General features: G+C 46.1%; 19 protein-coding genes. All 19 read left to right on the forward strand.

The features are described from left to right. Positions 1-47: 47 nt before the first annotated feature. The 19 genes from CSX02_RS13710 (at position 48) to CSX02_RS12525 (ending at position 22,517) form a co-directional block, all read left to right on the forward strand. Positions 48-224: a hypothetical protein gene (locus CSX02_RS13710; protein ID WP_189281575.1), complete on the forward strand. Its 177-nt coding sequence runs from the start codon at positions 48-50 to the stop codon at positions 222-224. Positions 225-310: 86 nt separating this feature from the next. Next, positions 311-601 carry a hypothetical protein gene (locus CSX02_RS12440; protein ID WP_031543623.1) on the forward strand — a complete coding sequence of 97 codons (291 nt, stop codon included), beginning with the start codon at positions 311-313 and terminating at the stop codon, positions 599-601. Positions 602-621: 20 nt separating this feature from the next. Next, positions 622-1,116: a YfcE family phosphodiesterase gene (locus tag CSX02_RS12445; protein WP_034219225.1), complete on the forward strand. Its 495-nt coding sequence runs from the start codon at positions 622-624 to the stop codon at positions 1,114-1,116. Between the two features lie 41 nt (positions 1,117-1,157). Then, on the forward strand, positions 1,158-2,465 hold the full coding sequence (locus tag CSX02_RS12450) for an ATP-binding protein (protein ID WP_099386915.1): 1,308 nt from the start codon (positions 1,158-1,160) through the stop codon (positions 2,463-2,465). Between the two features lie 2 nt (positions 2,466-2,467). After that, positions 2,468-4,423: an ABC-F family ATP-binding cassette domain-containing protein gene (locus tag CSX02_RS12455; RefSeq protein WP_099386916.1), complete on the forward strand. Its 1,956-nt coding sequence runs from the start codon at positions 2,468-2,470 to the stop codon at positions 4,421-4,423. Positions 4,424-4,525: 102 nt separating this feature from the next. Beyond that, the gene (gene hpf / locus CSX02_RS12460; protein ID WP_031543627.1) at positions 4,526-5,059 is read left to right on the forward strand and encodes a ribosome hibernation-promoting factor, HPF/YfiA family; all 534 of its coding nucleotides are present in this window, start codon (positions 4,526-4,528) and stop codon (positions 5,057-5,059) included. Between the two features lie 174 nt (positions 5,060-5,233). Beyond that, positions 5,234-5,527, forward strand: a complete 294-nt coding sequence (locus tag CSX02_RS12465; protein WP_099386917.1) for a hypothetical protein — start codon at positions 5,234-5,236, stop codon at positions 5,525-5,527. A gap of 130 nt (positions 5,528-5,657) precedes the next feature. Beyond that, positions 5,658-6,710: a D-alanine--D-alanine ligase family protein gene (locus CSX02_RS12470; RefSeq protein WP_099386918.1), complete on the forward strand. Its 1,053-nt coding sequence runs from the start codon at positions 5,658-5,660 to the stop codon at positions 6,708-6,710. Positions 6,711-6,731: 21 nt separating this feature from the next. After that, on the forward strand, positions 6,732-8,129 hold the full coding sequence (locus CSX02_RS12475; RefSeq protein WP_099386919.1) for a UDP-N-acetylmuramoyl-tripeptide--D-alanyl-D-alanine ligase: 1,398 nt from the start codon (positions 6,732-6,734) through the stop codon (positions 8,127-8,129). A 10-nt stretch (positions 8,130-8,139) separates the two neighbouring features. Next, a complete protein-coding gene (locus CSX02_RS12480) occupies positions 8,140-8,661 on the forward strand; it encodes a peptidylprolyl isomerase (RefSeq protein WP_031543631.1) in 522 nt (173 codons plus the stop codon). Positions 8,662-8,665: 4 nt separating this feature from the next. Continuing rightward, positions 8,666-9,550 (forward strand): GNAT family N-acetyltransferase, encoded by an 885-nt coding sequence (locus CSX02_RS12485; RefSeq protein WP_099386920.1) that lies wholly within the window; start codon positions 8,666-8,668, stop codon positions 9,548-9,550. A 64-nt stretch (positions 9,551-9,614) separates the two neighbouring features. Continuing rightward, entirely contained in the window at positions 9,615-10,934 is a 1,320-nt protein-coding gene (locus CSX02_RS12490; RefSeq protein WP_099386921.1) for an aspartate kinase, read from the forward strand. 18 nt (positions 10,935-10,952) lie between these two features. Further along, positions 10,953-13,529, forward strand: a complete 2,577-nt coding sequence (gene secA / locus CSX02_RS12495; protein WP_031543634.1) for a preprotein translocase subunit SecA — start codon at positions 10,953-10,955, stop codon at positions 13,527-13,529. A gap of 227 nt (positions 13,530-13,756) precedes the next feature. Beyond that, complete coding sequence (uvrB, locus tag CSX02_RS12500) at positions 13,757-15,742, forward strand: excinuclease ABC subunit UvrB (RefSeq protein WP_031543635.1); 1,986 nt, start codon at positions 13,757-13,759, stop codon at positions 15,740-15,742. Between the two features lie 32 nt (positions 15,743-15,774). Further along, positions 15,775-18,633, forward strand: coding sequence for an excinuclease ABC subunit UvrA (gene uvrA / locus CSX02_RS12505; RefSeq protein WP_099386922.1), 2,859 nt, complete (start codon positions 15,775-15,777; stop codon positions 18,631-18,633). A gap of 154 nt (positions 18,634-18,787) precedes the next feature. Beyond that, a complete protein-coding gene (locus CSX02_RS12510; protein WP_099386923.1) occupies positions 18,788-19,336 on the forward strand; it encodes a glutathione peroxidase in 549 nt (182 codons plus the stop codon). 104 nt (positions 19,337-19,440) lie between these two features. Then, the gene (locus CSX02_RS12515) at positions 19,441-19,941 is read left to right on the forward strand and encodes a hypothetical protein (protein WP_099386924.1); all 501 of its coding nucleotides are present in this window, start codon (positions 19,441-19,443) and stop codon (positions 19,939-19,941) included. 97 nt (positions 19,942-20,038) lie between these two features. Next, positions 20,039-20,890 carry a patatin-like phospholipase family protein gene (locus CSX02_RS12520; protein ID WP_099386925.1) on the forward strand — a complete coding sequence of 284 codons (852 nt, stop codon included), beginning with the start codon at positions 20,039-20,041 and terminating at the stop codon, positions 20,888-20,890. A gap of 19 nt (positions 20,891-20,909) precedes the next feature. Continuing rightward, entirely contained in the window at positions 20,910-22,517 is a 1,608-nt protein-coding gene (locus tag CSX02_RS12525) for an MBL fold metallo-hydrolase RNA specificity domain-containing protein (protein WP_099386926.1), read from the forward strand. The last annotated feature ends 5 nt before the right edge of the window (positions 22,518-22,522 follow it).

The raw sequence follows: 22,522 nt of genomic DNA on the forward strand, positions 1-22,522 counted from the left end.
TAGGTTTCGAGTTGGAACTAAACTTTGTATGTGTGAGGAGAGCGGATATGGCAGATGAAGTAGTTGATGAAGTAATGTTACAGGGTAATTGTAAGGGCAAAGCGGACGCAATTGTGAATTGCCAATGCAATATTGAAACAGCACCAAAGCGTTGTGAGATGGCTGACAAGTGCATGTTTTATTCATACTACAAATGTGCTAAGCAGTGGAAGCGCTTGGCTTAAAAAGGTTCCCATGCATTGCATGGGAGCCTTTTTTTTGTTAAAATAAGAAAAAGAGGGTATTGCGACTAGTGAAGGAGGCTGTTTTTATGAGATGCAGAAGAACACCAATGGAAGCAGAAGTCCTGGAATACAAGCTTGACTGCGGAATGGAAGATGGATTTACACTTTGGTCTGAAATCGTGACGGCAGAGGGTTATATTATCACAGATAATCTGATCAAGATTCAGAGACCGAACGGCTCTATCGTTTGTCCGTATATTGCGCATCATAGAGGTCGTACATATATCAATGAAGGGGACTATATCATCATTGATGATGACGGAACCAAACATGTATGCGGCAAGAATAAAGTATTCGAGCGCTACGAGAAATTGTAAGAATCAGACTGGAAATAACGATGAAAAAGATTTTGGTACTGAGCGATTCACACGGTGAAGTGGATGCGATGGTTCAGGCGGTACATCTGGAGAATCCCGATATGGTGATTCATCTGGGTGATTGTATGCGTGATGCAACAAGATTAAAACAACAATGCCCGGAGATTGTGCTGGAACAGGTTCCGGGGAATTGCGATCTGAGCATGGATGTTTGTACGCGTGTGTTGCTGGTGAGTGGAATGCCGATTATGATCTGCCATGGGCATGAATATGGCGTGAAAATGGGCCTGCTTGGCTTGCGTCTAAAGGCAGAAGAACTGGGTGTAAAGGCGGTATTATTCGGCCATACGCATCGCGTATTTTATGAAGACTTAAATGGAATTATCTATCTGAATCCGGGGAGCATCGGTTCTCCGCCGTATGAAATATCACCGAGTTACGGGATTTTGACTGTGGACGGGCAAAATGAAAAGATACGATATGATGTGAAATACCTGGAAGATGTGGTTTGTTAGAACCCGCATCTTCCTTAATTTTTGTTTGATGAGGGAGCAGTATGTATAATCAGGTATCGAGACTGTTGATGTATGGCGATCTGGCAGAAAATGAACTCCTATGGGAGCTTGCGCAGATCTTTGAAAAATTTGAAACCGGCAATTATGACAAAGTGACACTGGTGCGTGAAATTCATACGCAGATGAAGCATCTGCTGGAAATTGCGACCAATTACGGATTTGATGACAACCTTTGGCACAATTATCTGACTTTTTATCTGATGATGAACGAGAATCCGTTTTCCATCACCTGTGAAAAGACCGGTGCAAGCGACGGCAGCGTCAATGCGCTGGTACAGGGCGATCTAAAGATCATGAAAGAATTGTTTGATTATGATTTTGCTCCGATTGAAGCAGCGCTCGAAATTGACTGCTTCACACGCATCAGCAATTATCATGCGATTCAAAAGCCGGAGCTGATGTACAACAAGAATGTCAGCACCAAGGTGCGCGCACTGAGCAGACAGCTTGAAAGCGCAGCCGATGAGCAGGAATTCTTTGCCTGTCTGACAGATTTTTATCGCGATTACGGTGTCGGTATGTGGGGGCTGAACAAAGCCTTCCGTATCGAAGAAACGGATGAAAATCATATGCAATTCGTCCCAATCAACAATATGGATGCGGTGACGCTCGACGATTTGATCGGTTATGAATTGCAGAAACAGAAACTCGTCGACAATACGGAAGCTTTTGTGCAGGGAAGAAAGGCGAACAATGTTCTGCTTTTCGGAGACTCCGGAACCGGTAAATCCACGAGCATCAAAGCGATTGTCAATGAGTATTATGATGCGGGGCTGCGCATGATAGAAATCTATAAGCATCAGTTCCGCCATCTGTCCAATGTCATTGCACAGATTAAGAATCGCAATTACAAATTCATCATTTACATGGACGATTTGTCTTTTGAAGAATTTGAAATCGAATATAAATATTTAAAGGCCGTCATCGAGGGCGGTGTGGAGACAAGACCGGAAAACATCCTGATCTATGCGACCTCCAACCGTCGCCACCTGATCAAGGAAAGCTGGAATGACCGCAATGACCAGGAACATCAGAACGACCGTCACCACTCCGATACGGTCGAAGAGAAGCTGTCACTGGTCAACCGCTTCGGTGTGACCATCAATTATTCAAAGCCGAGTCAGAAAGAATATTTCCATATCGTCACCGAACTTGCACACAAGGCCGGTATCGATATGCCGGATGAACAGCTGCAGGCAGAGGCCAACAAATGGGAGCTTTCGCACGGTGGCATTTCCGGACGAACGGCACAACAATTTATCAATTATTTGTTAGGATTTAAGAGGTAATTATGTTATTACAAATTTCAAACGGCGCAGTCGCATTTGGCGATGATGTCGTTTTGCATGATATTAATTTTGAAATTCGAAACACGGAAAAAATTGCAGTCGTGGGACGAAACGGTTGTGGTAAGACCACATTGCTCAAGCTGATTAACGGCGAATACGAACTCGAAAAAGAAGACGGAGAAGACTCCTTTATCGCGATGACGGGCCAGCCGGAAATCGGTTATCTCAAGCAGATTGCATTTGATGATCCGATGGTCTCGCTCGAAGACGAAATTAAGAAAGTCTTTGCACCGATGCGTGCAAGAAAAGCAGAAGTGGAGCGCATGGCGCAGGCACTCGAGCATGATCATTCACCGGAGATGGTGGAGCGATATACGGCCCTGGAAGAAAAATTCCGTGAAGATGGCGGATATTATTTTGAGAAAGAAGAGGATATCCTGATCCGCAAATTCGGCTTTTCGGACGAAGAGCGCAAGAAACCGCTTGCAGAATTCTCGGGAGGTCAGCAGACCAAGATCGCATTTGTTAAATTATTGCTCAGCAAGCCGGATATTCTGCTGCTGGATGAGCCGACCAACCACCTGGATGTCACAACCATCGAATGGCTTGAGACCTATCTCAAGAACTATCCGAAGGCGGTTGTGGTAGTATCGCATGACCGAATGTTTCTCGACAATGTGGTGGATGTGGTTTATGAAATTGAATATGGCACAGCCAAGCGCTATCCGGGCAATTACACCGATTTCATGAAGCGCAAAGAAGAAAATTTTGCGAAGCAGATGAAGGATTACAAGGCGCAGCAAAAAGAGATTGAGCGCCTTCAACAGATGGTGGATAAGATGAAAGGTCATCCGACCAAGGTGTCCATGGCACGGTCCAAACAAAAAGCCATCGAGCGAATGGACCTCATAGAAGCGCCGGATCGCTTTGACAATCGTACGTTCCATGCCAATTTCCAACCGGAGAAGGAGACGGGAAATGATGTCCTCTCGGTGCAGGATCTGGCAATCGGATATGACAATGTCCTTTCGACGGTGCGTTTTGAACTCAAAAAGGGCGAAAAACTCGGTATCATCGGGGGCAACGGCCTGGGTAAATCCACATTTATGAAGACCATCGTCGGACAGATTCCGCCGCTCGGAGGCGGATATCAATACGGCACGAATGTCGAAATCGGATATTTCGATCAGCAGATGGCGATGTATCGAAGTGACAAGACCGTCCTGCAGGATTATTGGGATGAATTTCCGACCATGACGGAGACGCAGGTGCGCTCTGCGCTTGGCGCCTTTTTGCTTCGAGGCGATGATGTTTACAAAAATGTAAATGCACTTTCCGGAGGAGAAAAAGTACGCCTTGCACTCTGCAAGATATTGAAGAGAAAGCCGAATGTGCTGATTCTCGATGAGCCGACAAACCATATGGACCTGATTGGAAAAGAGACACTTGAAAAGATGCTGCGCGATTATACGGGCACGCTGATTTTTGTTTCTCATGACCGATATTTTATCAAGCGCGTGGCGAATCGTTTGCTCGAATTTGAGGGCGGCAGTACGCACATGTACGAATTCGGATACGAGGAGTATCTGGAAAAGCAGGCGGCAAAGAATCAGGAAGAGGCATCTGCAAAGACCTTCCTGGGCGGAGCAATCAGCCAAAAAGGACTGGCGGATGCCGCAAAAGAACCGCAGAAGGAAAAGAATACACAGGCGCGCGACTCCTACGCACTCGGCAAAGAACGTTCCCGCCTGGAGAAAAAATTACAGAAGGCGGAAGCGGATTTGGCAGAAAAAGAGGCAGAGCTGGAAGAATTAAAAAAAGAGCTGCTCAATCCGGCATATCAGTCGAGCTATTCCAAACTGACCGAAATACAGAATGCCATTGACGAAAAGGAAGCACAGATTCTCGAGGCGATGGAAGTGTGGGAAGAATTGTCTACACAATTAGAACAATTATAGAAAAGTTATCTGAATAAACCCTTGATTGAAACCACAAAATCTGCTATCATTTTGTTAGGGCAACAAGTACCTGCCCAATAACTAGTAAAGGGGTTGATCATTATGAGAATTACGATCACAGGCAGAAACATTGAACTCACAGCAGGTATTAAGGATGCAATCAACGAACGGCTTTCCAAGCTGGATAAGTATTTTGCACCTGATACAGATGTCAGCGTTACCTTGAGTGTCGAGAAGGAGCGTCAGAAGATTGAGGTAACAATCCCTATCAAAGGTCATATCATTCGTGCAGAACAAGTCAGCAGTGACATGTATGTTTCCATAAATATGGTTGAGGAAACCATCGAGAGACAGTTAAAGAAATATCGTACGAAATTAGTGGACAAGAAACAATCCGCTGCAAGCAGTTTCAAGACGGAATATATTGAGGCGGATATCGAGGAAGAGGAGGAAACAGGCGAGATTGTTCGTACCAAACGAATCGGAATGAAGCCGATGTATCCGGAAGATGCATGCATCGAAATGGAGCTGACCGGTCATGATTTCTTTGTATTCCGAAATGCAGAGACGGACGAAATCAATGTGGTATACAAGAGAAAAGGTAATAGCTACGGTTTGATCGAACCTGAAATGTAACACAGAAATATAACAATTGAATCAAAAAAGGCTGCATCCGCAGCCTTTTTTTGTTCCCGAATCGCGGGAAAACCATAAAAAGACAGTGCAAAATTAAATCGTGTACTGTATAACTAAAGATAGAGTTGGAGTATGTACGGACATATGGTAACAGGAGAAAGGATAAATAGTAAGATGGGGATTTTACAAGAGGGCAACGGAAACCTTGCCACAATGATTACGCATGCTTTTGCCGTGGACAGTTGGAACTGGCTTTTTGACTCAATGCTGCCGGATGAGAAGAGGGAGAAAATGACTGTCCTTCGCAAAATATTATTCGGTTCGGACGTCAGCGATGTGGAGGAACTGGAGAATCTGATTTATCATTACGGGAGTCTGCTGAATGAAAAAGATTATCTGGAACGCGAAATATTTGTCTTTTTGACTTCCATTTCCCACAATTTAAAAAATGCCGGAAGCATCATCTGAAAAAACAAAACCCGCCACCTTATGTGGCGGGTTTTCCTGTTTATCAAACAGTCTGTGAAACTCTTTGTTCGGATCTGCGGGATTTGTGATATAATAGCGTGGAATAGGAAAAGAAAGAAGGCTTTAATCAATGGATATAGTAGTTTTGGCAGGAGGACTGTCAACAGAAAGAGATGTTTCATTTAAGACCGGAAGCATGGTTGCACAGGCGCTCAAAGAGAATGGGCATCGCGTGATTATGCTGGATGTTTTTATGGGATATCTGGATGAAGAGACCAATCTGGGAGATGTATTTGCCAATGCAGATCAAATCAGTGTGAAGGTAGGCAACATTACGGCTGAGGCACCGGATCTTGAAAAGGTCAAAGCAAGCCGCAAAGATCAGAGCGACTGCTTCTTTGGACCGAATGTGCTGCAGATTTGCCGCAAAGCGGATATTGTATTTATGGCATTGCACGGCGAAAACGGTGAGAACGGCAAGGTTCAGGCAACCTTTGATTTGTTTGGCATCAAATATACAGGAAGCGATTATCTGAGCAGCGCGATTGCAATGAACAAAGATCTCGCCAAGAAGGTATTTGCAACAGAAGGCGTTCCTTCACCGAAGGGTGTTGCGCTTTCCAGAAAGAATCGACAGGATGATCCGGACTTGCTCGGCGTGTCATTGCCATGTGTGGTAAAACCGTGTGCAGGCGGCTCCAGCATCGGTGTCACCATCGCAAATACAAAAGAAGAATTCAAAGCAGCTTTGGATGATGCATTCCACTGGGAAGATGAGATTGTCATCGAGGAATATATCAAAGGCCGTGAATTCTCGGTTGGCGTACTTGAGGGCAAGGCTTTGCCTGTAATTGAGATTGCTCCGATTACAGGATTTTATGATTACAAAAACAAATATAAGGCTGGAAGCGCAGTGGAAACCTGCCCTGCAGATCTGCCGGAAGAAACTGCAAAGCAGATGCAGGCCTATGCAGAGGCTGTGGCAAAGGCCATCGGTCTGGATACATATTCCCGCTCTGACTTTTTGTTGCAGGAAGATGGCAGCATGTACTGCCTCGAAGCCAATACGCTTCCGGGAATGACACCGACCAGTCTGTTGCCTCAGGAAGCTGCTGTGGTTGGAATGAACTTTAATCAGCTCTGCGACCATCTGATTCAGATTTCATTAAAGAAATATGCATAAGGACCGGGTGAAGGAGACAATATGAGCAAAGATTTACCTGGAATGACACTGGAAAATATAGTTGCGGCATGTGACGGAGAATATGTCGGTGATGCGAAAAAATTAAAAGAATCCATCACGGGCGCCGTAATCGATTCGCGCAAAATCAAAGAGGACAATCTGTTTGTAGCGATTCGAGGGGAACGCGTGGACGGACATGACTTTGCCAATCAGGTGCTAAAAGACGGTGCGCTTGCTGTATTGGCAGAGCGTGATCTGCCGGACTGTAAGGGACCTTATATCAAGGTTGCATCCACGGCACTTGCGTTTCAAAAGATTGCTGCATTTTACCGCACGCAGCTCGAATGCCCAATCGTGGGTGTAACGGGAAGCGTCGGCAAGACCTCGACGAAAGAGATGATTGCAACCGTTCTGTCGGAAAAATATGAGGTGCAAAAAACTGCCGGCAATTACAACAACGAACTGGGTGTTCCACTGACGCTCTTTACCATTTCGCCGAAATACGAAGTGGCAGTTGTGGAGATGGGAATCTCTGATTTTGAGGAGATGGATCGCCTGGCGCGCATGGCGCAGCCGGATATCATGGTCATTACCAACATCGGTACCTGTCATCTGGATCATCTGAAGGACAGAGACGGCGTGCTGAAAGCAAAGACAGAGTGTTTCGCACATATGCAGCCGCGTGGTGTGGCCGTATTAAACGGCGATGACGACAAGCTGATTACGCAGAAGATGGTCAACGGAATTCCGCCGATTTTTTATGGCAAGGAATTTGAAGCATGCGACGGAAGCTTCAAGGAAATCTATGCGACTGACATCCAAAATCTCGGATTTGAAGGGATGACAGCCACGATTCATACACCTGCAGGACCGTTTGAGATTCGCACGCATATCCCGGGCGAGCACAATATTTACAATGCGATGGCTGCCACAGCGATTGCGCTTCGCATGGGACTGACCAGAGAGGAAATCGCGCGTGGAATTGAAAAGGCGCGCACGATTGAAGGACGCACGAATTTTATTCATGCAAACGGATATATCGTGATTGATGATTGCTACAATGCCAATCCAATGTCCATGAAATCTGCAATTCGTACCCTTTCGCATGCAAGCGGAAGAAGCATTGCGGTATTGGGCGACATGGGAGAACTTGGAGAAGATGCATATGCGCTGCATCAGGAAGTGGGACAGTGCGTGGCACAGGAGCGAATCGATGCCCTGTTTGCGACCGGAACATTGGCAAAAGCATATGCGGAAGCGGCATCCGAAAATGCAGATTGTGAAATCTTTTATGAACCGCAAAAAGCGGATATGATCAACAAACTTCTCGATTATGTCAGAGAAGGAGACAGCATTTTAATCAAGGCTTCACATTTCATGGAATTCGGTGAAATTGTGGAGAGACTGACAAACAGATAGGAGAAATATTATGGCACAAAACCCAATCGTAACAATTACAATGGCAAACGGAGATGTAATGAAAGCGGAGCTTTATCCGGAAATTGCACCGAATACCGTTAACAATTTTATCAGCCTAATCAATCATAACTTTTATGACGGCGTGATTTTTCATCGCGTGATTCGCGGTTTCATGCTTCAGGGCGGAGATCCGGACGGAAACGGAACCGGCGGCCCGGGCTATGAAATCAAGGGTGAATTTTCTTCCAACGGATTCAAGAATGATTTGAAGCATACCGCTGGTGTGCTGTCCATGGCAAGAACCATGATTCCGGACTCTGCAGGAAGCCAGTTTTTCATCATGCACAAGGATGCACCGCATCTGGATGGCGAATATGCAGCCTTTGGAAAAATCATCGAAGGAATGGAAGTTGTGAACAAAATTGCGGAGATGCCGACAGATTACATGGATCGTCCGCTCGAAGATCAGGTGATGAAGACTGTCAGAGTGGAAACCTTTGGAGAGACATATCCGGAGCCTGAAACGGTATAGACATATGTTTCGCACACTCATCTGTTCCAATGAACTGAATAAAGATGAATTGATACGAGAAAAGCTGCAGTCCTGGGCAAAGTCCGGCCTGCAGCTTGTTTTGCTTCCATGCGATCCGACCGAGCTGGCAAATCTGGATCTGCAGCAGTGCCTCTGGATTGTGACCAGGGATGAAGAATGGGAACTCGGAACTGAAAAAGGGATTGCGATGCTTCCATATGTGCCTGAGCTGGAAAATGTGGACAAATGGAATTTTTGTGACAATCTGTCGAAACTGCCGAGCTTTCCGAAAGCAGAAAATATTATTTCCGGCTTTGAATCCGTGGATCTGGAATATCTGGACCGGATTTACAGAAGGGAAAAGAACCTGCCGTGGATCATCGCTGAGACAGAGGAGTTTGTGTTGCGCGAACTGACCCTGCAGGACATGGACGGACTGTTTCGATTATATGAGGATGAGACTCTGTATCCATATGTGGAACCGCTGTTTGAATATGACAAGGAACTTGAATATGAGCAGCAGTATATATCGAATATGTATCGTCTGATGGGATTCGGAATGTGGCTGGTCTGCGATATACATACCGGAGAAATCATAGGCCGGGCGGGACTGGAGACACATGATTACGGAGAGCAGACAGGTCTGGAAATGGGATATCTGCTGCGAAAGGATTATCGGGGAAAAGGTCTGGCGACGCGCGTATGTCGATCCATCATCGAATTTGCGAAGCGCGAGCTGTCATATCCGGAGTTGAATTGCCTGATTCACAGCGACAATACGGCTTCCATTGCTCTTGCAAAGAGGCTGGGAATGAAATTGGATGGCAAAATCGACAACCATGGCAAAGAAATGCTCCGATATCGCATGAAATTGCGTGGAAAGGTTTGACGGATAAGCATTTGCGTTTTATAATATGATGGTGTGCGTCATAGGCATTTTTAAGGAGACCAAAATGATCAAAGTAGTAAAATTCGGAGGTAGCTCCCTTGCAAGTGCAGAGCAGTTTGCAAAGGTTGGTGACATTATTCGTGCGGATGAATCACGTAAATATGTGGTTCCGAGTGCACCGGGTAAGCGACATGGGAAAGACACAAAAGTAACGGATATGCTTTATGCCTGCTATGCAAAAGCAGAGGCCGGAGAAGATTTCCGTGTGGACCTTATGAAAATCAAGGAAAGATATGATTCCATTATCAACGGACTTGGAGTCAAAACCGTTCTTGATGAAGAATTTAAAACTATTTCTCAGAATTTTAAAGATAAAATCGGTGTGGATTATGCAGCCAGCCGTGGTGAATACTTAAACGGTATCATTATGGCAGATTATCTTGGATATGAATTCATTGATGCAGCAGAAGTGATTCGTTTTGACGAAGAAGGCAACTTCGATGCTGAGACAACAGACAAGATTCTTTCCAAGAGACTGGCAAAAACCGAGCGCGCGGTTGTACCGGGATTTTACGGAGCCTATGAGGACGGCCGTGTCAAGACCTTTAGCCGTGGCGGAAGTGATATCACAGGCTCGATTGTGGCAAAAGCATGTCACGCGAGCATGTATGAAAACTGGACGGATGTATCCGGATGCCTGGTGACAGATCCGCGCATCATCGAGAATCCAAAACCAATCAAGGTAATTACCTATCGTGAATTGCGAGAGCTTTCTTACATGGGCGCTTCCGTACTTCATGAAGATGCGGTATTCCCGGTTCGCAAGGCCGGAATTCCAATCAATATCCGCAATACAAACGATCCGGATGCGGATGGTACTCTGATCGTTGACAGCACAGTGCAGAAACCGGAATATACCATTACCGGTATTGCGGGAAAGAAAGGCTTTGTAGCCGTAAGCATTGACAAGGATATGATGAATGCCGAAGTCGGTTTCTGTCGAAAAGCACTTGAGGCATTTGAGGAAAACGGCATTTCGATTGAGCATATGCCTTCCGGAATTGATACCATGACAGTCTTTGTTCATCAGGCTGAATTTGAAGGCAAAGAACAGCAGGTAATCAGCGCAATCCGTCGCAATACACATCCGGATGTAATTGAACTGGAATCAGATCTGGCATTGATTGCAGTCGTTGGACGCGGTATGAGATCAACAAGAGGTACCGCAGGACGAATCTTCTCTGCATTGGCACATTCAAATATCAATGTGCGCATGATTGACCAGGGATCTTCGGAGCTGAATATTATCATTGGTGTAGCCAATTCAGACTTCGAAGCTGCGATTAAATCCATTTATGATATTTTTGTAGTGACAAGACTATAAATTTGGAGAGTATTTTTTATGAGTTTAATGACTAAAATTTTCGGAACACATAGCGAGCGTGAATTAAAGCGCATCATGCCTTTGGTTGACAAGGTGGAGAGCTATCGTGATTCCATGCAGGCTTTGTCCGATGATGAATTAAAGGACAAGACCCGCGAATTCAAAGAGCGTCTCGCAAACGGAGAAACTTTGGACGATTTGCTTCCTGAAGCATTCGCAACCGTTCGGGAAGCCGCAAAGCGAGTGCTTGGAATGGAGCACTATCGTGTACAGATTATCGGTGGCATCATCCTTCATCAGGGCCGTATCGCAGAGATGCGTACCGGTGAAGGTAAGACACTTGTTTCCACCCTGCCTGCATATCTGAATGCATTGGAAGGCAAGGGAGTATGCATCGTAACGGTCAATGATTATCTGGCTAAGCGTGACTCGGAGTGGATGGGACAGGTACATGAATTCCTTGGCCTGACCGTAGGTGTGGTATTAAACAGTATGGACCACGATGAGCGCAAAGAGGCATATGCGTGTGACATTACCTATATCACCAACAACGAGCTTGGATTTGATTATCTGCGTGACAACATGGTCATTTACAAAGAGCAGCTGGTTCAGCGTGGACTGCATTATGCAATCATCGATGAGGTTGACTCGGTATTAATCGATGAAGCGCGTACACCATTGATCATTTCCGGTTCCAGCGGCAAGTCCACGAAACTGTATGAGGCATGTGATATTCTTGCCCGCCAGCTTCAGCGTGGAGAGGATGTGCCGGAATATTCCAAAATGGATGCCCTTATGGGTGTGGTACAGGATGAGACCGGAGACTTTATTGTCAACGAAAAGGACAAGGTTGTAAACCTGACACAGCAGGGTGTCGATAAGGTAGAAAAGTTCTTCCACATCGAAAACCTCGCCGATCCGGAGAACCTCGAGATTCAGCACAATGTGATTCTTGCATTGCGTGCGCACAATCTGATGTTCCGCGATCAGGACTATGTAGTAAAAGATGACCAGGTTATGATCGTCGACGAATTTACCGGCCGTATCATGCCGGGCCGTCGCTATTCCGACGGTTTGCATCAGGCAATTGAAGCAAAAGAACATGTAAAGGTAAAGCGCGAGTCCAAGACACTTGCCACCATTACATTCCAGAATTTCTTTAATAAATTTGACAAGAAATCCGGTATGACCGGTACCGCTTTGACCGAGGAGCAGGAATTCCGTGATATCTATGGTATGGATGTTATCGAAATCCCGACCAACAGACCGGTTCAGCGTATCGATCTCGAGGATGTCGTATACAAGACCAAAAAGGAAAAGTTCAAGGCTGTTGTTGAAGCTGCCAAGGCGGCACATGAAAAAGGACAGCCGGTTTTGATCGGTACCATCACCATTGAGACTTCCGAACTTCTTTCCGCTATGCTCAGAAGAGAGGGCATTCAACATACTGTCCTGAATGCAAAATTCCATGAGCAGGAAGCTGAGATTGTCGCACAGGCAGGACAGCATGGTGCGGTTACCATCGCCACCAACATGGCAGGTCGTGGTACGGATATCAAACTGGATGACGAAGCACTTGCAGCAGGCGGATTAAAAATCATCGGTACTGAGCGCCATGAATCACGCCGTATTGACAATCAGCTGCGCGGTCGTGCCGGCCGTCAGGGAGATCCGGGTGAATCCCAGTTCTATATCTCTTTGGAAGACGATTTGATGCGCCTCTTCGGCTCCGACCGTATGATGGCTGCATTTAATGCACTTGGTGTGCCGGATGGAGAACAGATTCAGCATAAGATGCTGACCAATGCCATTGAGCGTGCACAGCAAAAAATTGAGAGCAACAACTTTGGAATTCGTAAGAACCTGCTCGAATATGATCAGGTGAACAACGATCAGCGCGAGATTATCTATGCAGAGCGCCGTCGTGTATTGGACGGTGAGAGCATGCGCGATGTCATCTTCAAGATGATTCAGGATCAGGTCGAGCTTGCAGTCGACACCTGCATCTCCGGAGAAATCGAACGCGACGAATGGGATCTGACAGAATTAAACGAATTGTTACTTCCTGTTATCCCACTTGAGAAATTGACGGAATCCAAGCTCGCCGATATCAAGAACAGCAATGCACTCAAGCAATATCTCAAGGAGCGTGCAGTCAAGCTGTATGAAGAAAAAGAAGCTGAATTCGATGAACCGGAAGCATTCCGCGAAATCGAGCGTATCGTGCTTCTGAAAGTCATCGACAGAAAGTGGATGGACCATATTGATGATATGGATCAGCTTCGTCAGGGAATCGGACTTCAGGCATACGGACAGCGTGATCCGCTTGTGGAATACAAGATGGCCGGCTTCGATATGTTTGATGAGATGACAGCAGCAATCCAGCAGGATACCGTCCGTCTCCTCTATCATGTTCAGAACCGCCAGAAACTCGAGCGTGAACAGGTTGCGAATGTGACCGGCACAAACAAGGATGATTCTGTACAGGCAGGACCAAAGAAACGTGAGCACGCAAAGGTATATCCAAATGATCCATGTCCATGTGGATCCGGAAAGAAATACAAGCAGTGCTGCGGCAGAATCGGAGCAGTATAATGTGAATGTAAAAGAGTCACAGAGCAGAGAAAATCTGCTGTGTGACTTTTTTTGTTTCAGTGAGGATATGCATGGGGATATTTGCACAAGAAAAAGAAGGAAATGGATTAAATTGTGTACAATAGAACAAATGTTCCTAAAACCATAGACAAACAAAAATTTTGGTGTTAGAATTTTAAAACAGTATAAATTGATATAACATAGGCTTCGAATAAGAGGATATCGAAATGGAATTCAAATTGCATGCGCCATACGAGGCGACCGGTGACCAGCCACAGGCGATTGAGAAGCTGGTGCAGGGATTCCGGGAAGGCAACCAGTTTGAGACTTTGCTGGGAGTGACCGGCTCAGGTAAGACATTTACGATGGCGAATATTATTAAGGAATTAAATAAGCCGACCCTGATTATTTCACATAATAAGACACTGGCCGGACAGCTGTACAGCGAGATGAAAGAATTCTTTCCGGAAAATGCGGTGGAATATTTTGTATCTTATTATGACTATTATCAGCCGGAAGCGTATGTGCCGCAGTCGGATACCTATATTGCGAAAGATTCGTCCATCAATGATGAAATTGATAAGCTGCGCCTGTCTGCAACAGCTGCACTGGCTGAGCGCAAAGATGTGATTATCGTGGCGTCCGTATCCTGTATCTATGGAATCGGTAGCCCGGATGACTATATGAACATGATGGTGTCGCTCAGACCGGGTATGGAGATTGATCGCGACGATGTGATTCGGGGATTGATTGATATCCAGTATGAGCGAAATGAGATGGATTTCAAGCGTGGCAGCTTCCGTGTACACGGGGATGTGCTTGAAATCATTCCGGCAAATGAATCGGAGAATGCGATTCGCGTCGAATTCTTTGGAGATGAGATTGACCGAATTACAGAAGTGGATGTGCTGACGGGAGAGATTAAAAGCGAATTGAACCATGCTGCGATTTTTCCGGCGTCACATTATGTTGTTCCACAGGACAAGATGAACAAAGCCTGCGAAGCCATCGAGGCAGAGCTGGCGGAACGGGTGAAATATTTTAAGAGTGAAGATAAATTGATTGAAGCGCAAAGAATTGCGGAGCGAACCAATTTCGATGTCGAGATGATGAGGGAAACCGGTTTTTGTTCCGGAATCGAGAATTATTCCAGACATTTGGCCGGACGCCCTGAGGGCGCAATGCCGGAGACTCTGATTGATTATTTTCCGGATGACTTTTTGATGATTGTAGATGAGAGCCACATCTCGATTCCGCAGGTGCGCGGTATGTATGCGGGTGACCGGTCGCGGAAGCAGACATTGGTGGATTATGGATTCCGACTGCCCTCGGCATTGGACAACAGACCACTCAATTTTGAAGAGTTTGAGGGCAAGATTTCGCAAATGTTATTTGTGTCGGCAACTCCGAATGTATATGAGGAGGAGCATGAGTTGCTGCGCGTCGAGCAGATTATTCGACCGACAGGTTTGCTTGATCCGGAGATTTCGGTGAGACCTGTTGCCGGTCAGATAGACGATCTGGTGGCGGAAGTTAAGAAAGAGACGGCAGCACATAACAAAATACTGATTACTACATTGACCAAACGAATGGCCGAGGATTTGACACAATATATGGCAGAACTGGGGATTCGCGTCAAATATCTGCACTCTGACATAGACACTTTGGAGCGTGCGGAAATCATCCGTGATTTGCGTTTGGATGTATTTGATGTGCTTGTCGGCATTAACCTACTGCGAGAGGGCCTAGATATTCCCGAAATCACACTCGTTGCGATTCTCGATGCAGATAAGGAAGGCTTCCTGCGTTCGGAGCGCTCACTGATACAGACAATCGGTCGTGCTGCGCGTAACTCGGAAGGCCGCGTCATCATGTATGCTGATACGATTACGGACTCGATGCGTGTGGCGATTGATGAGACGCAGCGTCGTCGCGAGATTCAGCAGAAATACAACGAAGAACACGGTATTACCCCGACGACCATCAAGAAGTCCGTGCGAGACCTGATTGCAATCTCAAAGAAGGTTGCCAAGGAGGAACTCAATTTCAAGAAAGATCCGGAATCCATGAATGCAAAGGAACTCGAGAAACTGATTGCCGATATTCAGAAAAAGATGAAGAAAGCAGCAGCGGAACTCAATTTCGAAGCCGCTGCAGAATATCGCGACAAGATGGTCGAACTCAAGAATATGTTGCATGACATGGTAAAATAGTTTTGTATCAATTCAATTAGAAAGAGAAGATTATGGCTACATCAAAGAAGAATAACCCAAACCGTAAATATATCAAGATTCGGGGCGCGTCTGAGCACAATTTAAAAGCGGTCAGCCTGGATATCCCAAGAGATGAGTTTGTCGTATTGACCGGATTGTCCGGTTCCGGGAAGTCATCGCTGGCGTTTGATACCATTTATGCGGAGGGACAGCGTCGCTATATGGAATCATTGTCTTCCTATGCGCGTCAGTTCCTTGGACAGATGGAAAAACCGAATGTGGAGAGTATTGAGGGATTGCCGCCGGCAATTTCAATTGATCAAAAGTCTACAAACAGAAATCCGCGCTCTACAGTAGGAACGGTAACAGAAATTTATGACTATTTCCGATTGCTTTATGCGAGAATCGGAATCCCGCATTGTCCGAATTGCGGCAGGGCCATCACAAAGCAGTCTATCGATCAGATGGTGGATGCGGTGATGGCACTTCCGGAAAAGACGCGTATTCAGGTGCTTGCACCGGTTGTCAGAGGACGCAAAGGTACACATCAAAGTCTCTTTGAACGTGCGCGCAAGAGTGGATATGTGCGTGTAATCGCAGATGGAAATCTATATGATCTGCAGGAAGAGATTCCATTGGAAAAGAATATCAAACACAATATCGATATTGTGGTAGACCGTCTTGTCATCAAAGAAGGAATCGAAAAAAGGCTGACTGATTCGCTCGAGACCGTATTTGAACTGACAAACGGCAATGCAATCATTGATATCATTGATGGCGATCAAATGACTTTTTCCCAGAATTTTGCCTGCCCGGATTGTAATATCAGTATTGAGGAAGTACAGCCGAGAAGTTTTTCGTTCAACAATCCGTTCGGTGCATGCCCGACTTGTGCGGGACTCGGATATAAGATGGAGTTCGATGAAGAACTGATGATGCCGGATCGTTCCCTTTCTTTCTCTGAGGGTGTGGTACAGGTACTGGGATGGCAGTCCTCCAATGATCCGAAGAGTTATACCTATGCGACTTTAAAAGCGCTTTCGGAAAGCTACGGTTTTTCGCTGGACACGCCGTTTCAGGATTTGCCGGCAGACATTCAGGATATGTTTTTGCATGGCGCAAATGACAATCGGATTCTCAAAGTGCACTACAAGGGACAGCGCGGTGTCGGAGTCTATGATCTTGAATGGGAAGGACTCGTGCGCAATGTGGAGCGTCGTTATCGCGAGGCATATACAGAGACCGCGAAAGCAGAATATGAGCAGTATATGCGGATTACCCCTTGCCCGGATTGTAAAGGGATGCGTTTGAAACCATCTTCGCTTGCAGTTACGGTTGCAGACAAAAATATATATGAAATGACCAATATGTCAGTGACTGACCTGTGTGATTTCCTTTCCGAAATGAAATTGACACAGCAGCAGGAATATATCGGCGGACAGATTTTAAAAGAAATCAAAGCACGTGTGGGATTCCTCCGTCAGGTCGGACTCGAATATCTGACACTGACCCGTGCGACCGGTACCCTATCGGGAGGAGAGGCACAGCGCATTCGCCTGGCGACACAGATTGGCTCAGGATTGGTGGGCGTTGCCTATATTCTCGACGAGCCGAGTATCGGACTTCATCAGCGCGATAATGACAAATTGCTTGAGGCATTGATGCATTTGAAGGACCTTGGCAATACGCTGATCGTGGTGGAGCATGACGAAGACACCATGCGCGCAGCGGATTATATCGTCGATATCGGACCACGCGCGGGTGTGCATGGTGGTGAGGTGGTCGCCGCCGGCACCGTGAATGATATCATGAAATGCAAGAAGTCCATTACCGGAGATTATCTCTCCGGCCGCAAAAAGATTGAAGTGCCGTCCGAACGGCGTCAGCCGACAGGATGGATCAAAGTGCGCGGAGCCAGAGAGAACAATCTCAAGAATATCGATGTGGAATTTCCACTCGGGGTCATGACCTGTGTGACCGGAGTTTCCGGTTCCGGTAAGAGTTCGTTGACCAATGAGATTCTCTATAAACATCTAGCGCGCAAATTGAACCGGGCGCGCTGCATCCCGGGCAAACATGACGGTATCGACGGTCTGGAACAGCTGGACAAAATTATTGATATTGACCAGTCTCCGATTGGCCGTACCCCGCGTTCGAACCCGGCGACTTACACCGGCGTATTTGATATGATACGTGACCTGTTTGCATCTACGGCGGATGCAAAAGCAAAGGGCTATAAGAAGGGACGTTTCAGCTTTAACGTGAAAGGCGGACGCTGTGAGGCTTGCTCCGGAGATGGAATCATCAAAATCGAGATGCATTTCCTTCCGGATGTCTATGTGCCATGTGAGGTATGCGGTGGCAAACGATACAACCGCGAGACACTGGATGTGAAATACAAAGGCAAGAGCATCTATGATGTGCTTGATATGACTGTGGAGGATGCACTTGAATTCTTCAAAAATGTACCGCGTATCCATGCCAAGATTCAGACATTGTATGATGTGGGACTTGGCTATGTGAAGCTGGGACAGCCGTCTACAGAATTGTCGGGCGGAGAAGCACAGCGTATCAAGCTGGCAACGGAACTCTCACGCAAGAGCACAGGAAAGACGATCTATGTACTCGATGAGCCGACAACGGGACTGCACTTTGAGGATGTCAACAAATTGGTATCCATTTTGCGCAGATTATCAGACGGCGGCAACACGGTGGTTGTCATTGAGCACAATCTTGATGTAATCAAAACAGCAGACTATATCATCGATATGGGACCGGAAGGTGGTGCCGGCGGAGGAACTGTAATTGCAACCGGAACACCGGAAGAAATCTGTAAAGTAGAAAAGAGTTATACGGGCCAATTCCTCAAGCCGTATTTAACTCAGTCTTGATATCAGGACTAGAATTACACCCTGCATTTTTGCGGGGTGTAATTTTTTTGAAAAAAGGTGTTGACAGTAATGTTCTGAGGGTGTATATTAACATCATAAAGATTGAACACAATCGAATTGCGATAAATTTAAAAACGCACAGGAGGATAAGAAAATGAATTTTTATGATTTAAGCGTTGAGAGAACAGACGGAACACAGCTTCAGATGTCAGAGTTTGAGGGAAAAGTAGTATTGGTTGTTAATACCGCAACAGGATGTGGATTCACACCGCATTACAAGCCATTGGAAGAAATGTATGAGAAGTATCATGACCAGGGATTTGAAATTGTGGATGTACCTTGTAATCAGTTCGCAGGTCAGACTCCTGGCAATGACGAAGAAATTCATGAGTTCTGCACATTGAACTACAACACACAGTTCCCACAGATGAAGAAGGCGGATGTCAACGGAGAGACTGCCATTGAATTATTCCGTTATCTGAAATCCCAGAAAGGCTTTGAAGGCTTTGGTAAGGGCGTAAAAGCACTGGCAATGAGTGCAATGCTCAAAAAGATTGATAAGGATTACAAGAACAATTCCGAAATCAAATGGAATTTCACCAAGTTCCTTGTAGACAAGAAGGGCAATGTTGTAGCACGCTTTGAGCCAACTGCCGATATGGCAAAAGTGGAAGAATGCGTTGCACAGCTGATGCAGGCATAATAATAGAATGAAGATTGTAACCCCGACTGAGATAAAAGTTTTGCCAAATTAGAGAGAATTGATTATAATATTAAATATAATCTTTCTAAGGAGGAAATAAACAAATGGAACTTACAAAAACAAAACTTGGCATTAATGCCGGACTGCTTTCTGCATTCATCCTTTTAACCGGTGTTTTCCCGGCTGGCGGAGCAATTATTCTTTTTGCAGCAGTGGTATATGCGGGATTAATCGAAGAAAACCCAATCGTAAAGAAGGCTGCTAAGATTGCAGTAGTTGCATACCTGATTCAGCTTGCATGCACACTTCTTTTCGACTTCATCAACTATTTTGTTAAATTATTCAGCATCGAGACAGGTCTTGGATATGATACAACCATGTCTAAACTGAATGACGTAGTTGCGATTGCATACCTGATTGTATTGGTTGTATTTGCAATTGTTTACCTTGTAAAGGGTCTTCCTGCAGCACCTGCACCGGTTTACACCCAGATGCCACAGCAGGCACCTCAGGCTGCTCCTCAGGGAACCAGAACCTGCCCAACCTGCAACACACTTCTTGCAGGACCTGGAATCTGCCCTAAGTGTGGAACCAAGGTAGACTAATCAGAGATTTCTATTTGAGATAAAGTTGTATCAAAAGAGCTATCTTCCCATATTGATGGGAAATAGCTCTTTTTACAAATGCCGGAAAGGAAGAATTATGAAAACCGGATTGGTAATGGAAGGCGGTGCGATGAAGGGCATCTTCACCTGCGGCGTAATCGATGTGATGATGGAACGGGGACTGACTTTTGACGGGGCAATTGGTGTTTCGGCAGGTGCGGCATTTGGCTGCAATCTGAAATCCAATCAGCCGGGGCGACCGCTTCGCTACAATATCAAATATGTAAATGACAAGCGTTATGCAAGCTTTCAGTCGCTGTTTACGACAGGAGATTTCTATGGAGTGGATTTTTGCTATCGCAGGATTCCGGATGAGCTCGATCCGTGGGATCGCAAGGCATTTCGCGAGAACCCAATGGAGTTTTATTGTGTCGCAACCGATTGCGAAACAGGAAAGGCAGTTTATCACAAATGCAAAGACGGCGGAGAAAAGGATTTGCAATGGATCCGTGCGTCGGCATCTGTTCCGGTGGTTTCACGCGTGGTTGAAATCGGAAATCGAAAGCTTTTGGATGGCGGTATCAGTGATCCGATTCCGCTCCGCTATTTTGAGTGGAAAGGATATTCCAAAAATGTTGTCATTACAACAAAACCTGCAGATTATGTCGATCGCATCGGATGGGGGTCCGTTGCGGCAGTGAAGGCTGCATTGCACAAATATCCGAATGTTGTGCGGGCGACAGAGCAAAGCCCGAATCATTACAACAGGACGATGGAATATTTGCGCAAGCGTGAGGAAGAGGGCGCAATCTTTACGATACGCCCACCGCAGGATCTGGAAATCGGCGCGGTCGGGAAGAACGAAGAGAATTTGCTGCGCGTATATAAAATCGGTCGTGAGACGGCAATCCGCCGCTGGAATGATCTGGTTCGTTTTTTGAATTCATAATTAAGAGGGAGAGGGTTATATGGTATTGGAGTTTTTGGGCGCTGACCGTGAAGTGACCGGCAGCTGCCATTATCTTACATTTGAAGACAAGCATTTTGTTGTGGACTGCGGAATGGAGCAGGGCGCAGATTTGTATGTGAATCAGGAGATTCCCGTGAATCCGTCTTTGCTGGATTATGTCTTTGTGACACATGCGCATATCGACCATTCGGGACTGATTCCGCTGTTGTACAAAAATGGTTTCCGCGGCAAGATTTTTGCCACAAAAGCCACAACGGAATTGTGCCATATTATGTTGAAAGATTCTGCACACATTCAGGAATTCGAAGCGGAATGGCGTAACCGCAAAGCACGCCGCAGCGGTGCAGAGGAGATTGTGCCAATGTACACGGTCGAGGATGCAACCGCGGTCATGGAACAGTTTGTGCCGGTTGACTATCATGCCAGAATCAATATCTGCGAAGGCCTGGATGTGCGATTCGTGGATGCCGGACATTTGCTTGGATCTTCGTCAATCGAAATCTGGATAACCGAAGGCGGTCAGACCCGCAAACTTCTTTTCTCGGGAGATATCGGAAATGGAAACCGGCCATTGATCAAGGACCCGGAATATGTGACAGAGGCGGATTATGTCATTATGGAATCCACATATGGCAACCGCATTCATGAAACACCGCCGGATTATGCGGTCGAGCTTGCAAAGGTGATGAATGCAACCTTTACACGCGGCGGCAATCTGGTCATTCCTGCATTTTCGGTCGGCCGTACCCAGGAGATGCTGTATTTTATTCGCCGTATCAAGACAGAGGGATTATTGAACGAATTTCCGAATTTTGAAGTTTATGTAGACAGTCCGCTCTCGGCAGAAGCAACCAATGTCTTTCATTCCAATGTGCGTGACTGTTTTAATGAGCAGGCGCTCGAATTGGAGCGAAAGGGAATCAATCCGCTTCAATTTCCCGGATTGCGTATTTCCGTGACATCGGATGATTCGAGAAATATTAATTTCGATCCGAATCCAAAAGTCATTCTGTCCGCTTCCGGCATGTGCGAAGCCGGACGAATCCGTCATCATCTGAAACATAATCTCTGGCGACCGGAATGTACGATTCTGTTTGTCGGCTACCAGGTGCCGGGAACACTCGGCTATCATTTGCTTGATGGCGCAAAAAAGGTCAGACTGTTCGGAGAAGAAATTGAAGTGCGCGCGAATATTGTCAAGCTTCCGGGCATCAGTGGACATGCTGATCGCAATCATCTGACTACCTGGATTTCAAAAGTGGAGCATCCGCAAAAAGTATTTGTCGTTCATGGTGAGGAAGAAACCGCCGTATCTTTTGCTGATCATGTGCGAGCGGAACTGGGTCTGGATTCTTATGCTCCTTATAGCGGAGATGCGTTTGACCTGATCACCGGTGCACAGATCCGCGAAGGCAGTCGGGAATATGTTGTCAAAAAACAGGAACAAAAGCGAATCTATTCGACAAAGAATTCCGTATATTATCGTCTGGAATCAGAAGGCGAGCGGCTGAATGCCGTCATAAAAAAATGCCAGGGCATGGCAAACAAAGATCTTGCGAAATTTGCTGACCAGATACACGCCCTGGCAGAAAAGTGGGACCGCTGATGCGG

Source organism: Agathobacter ruminis (genome assembly GCF_002735305.1).
Lineage (GTDB): Bacteria > Bacillota > Clostridia > Lachnospirales > Lachnospiraceae > Roseburia > Roseburia ruminis.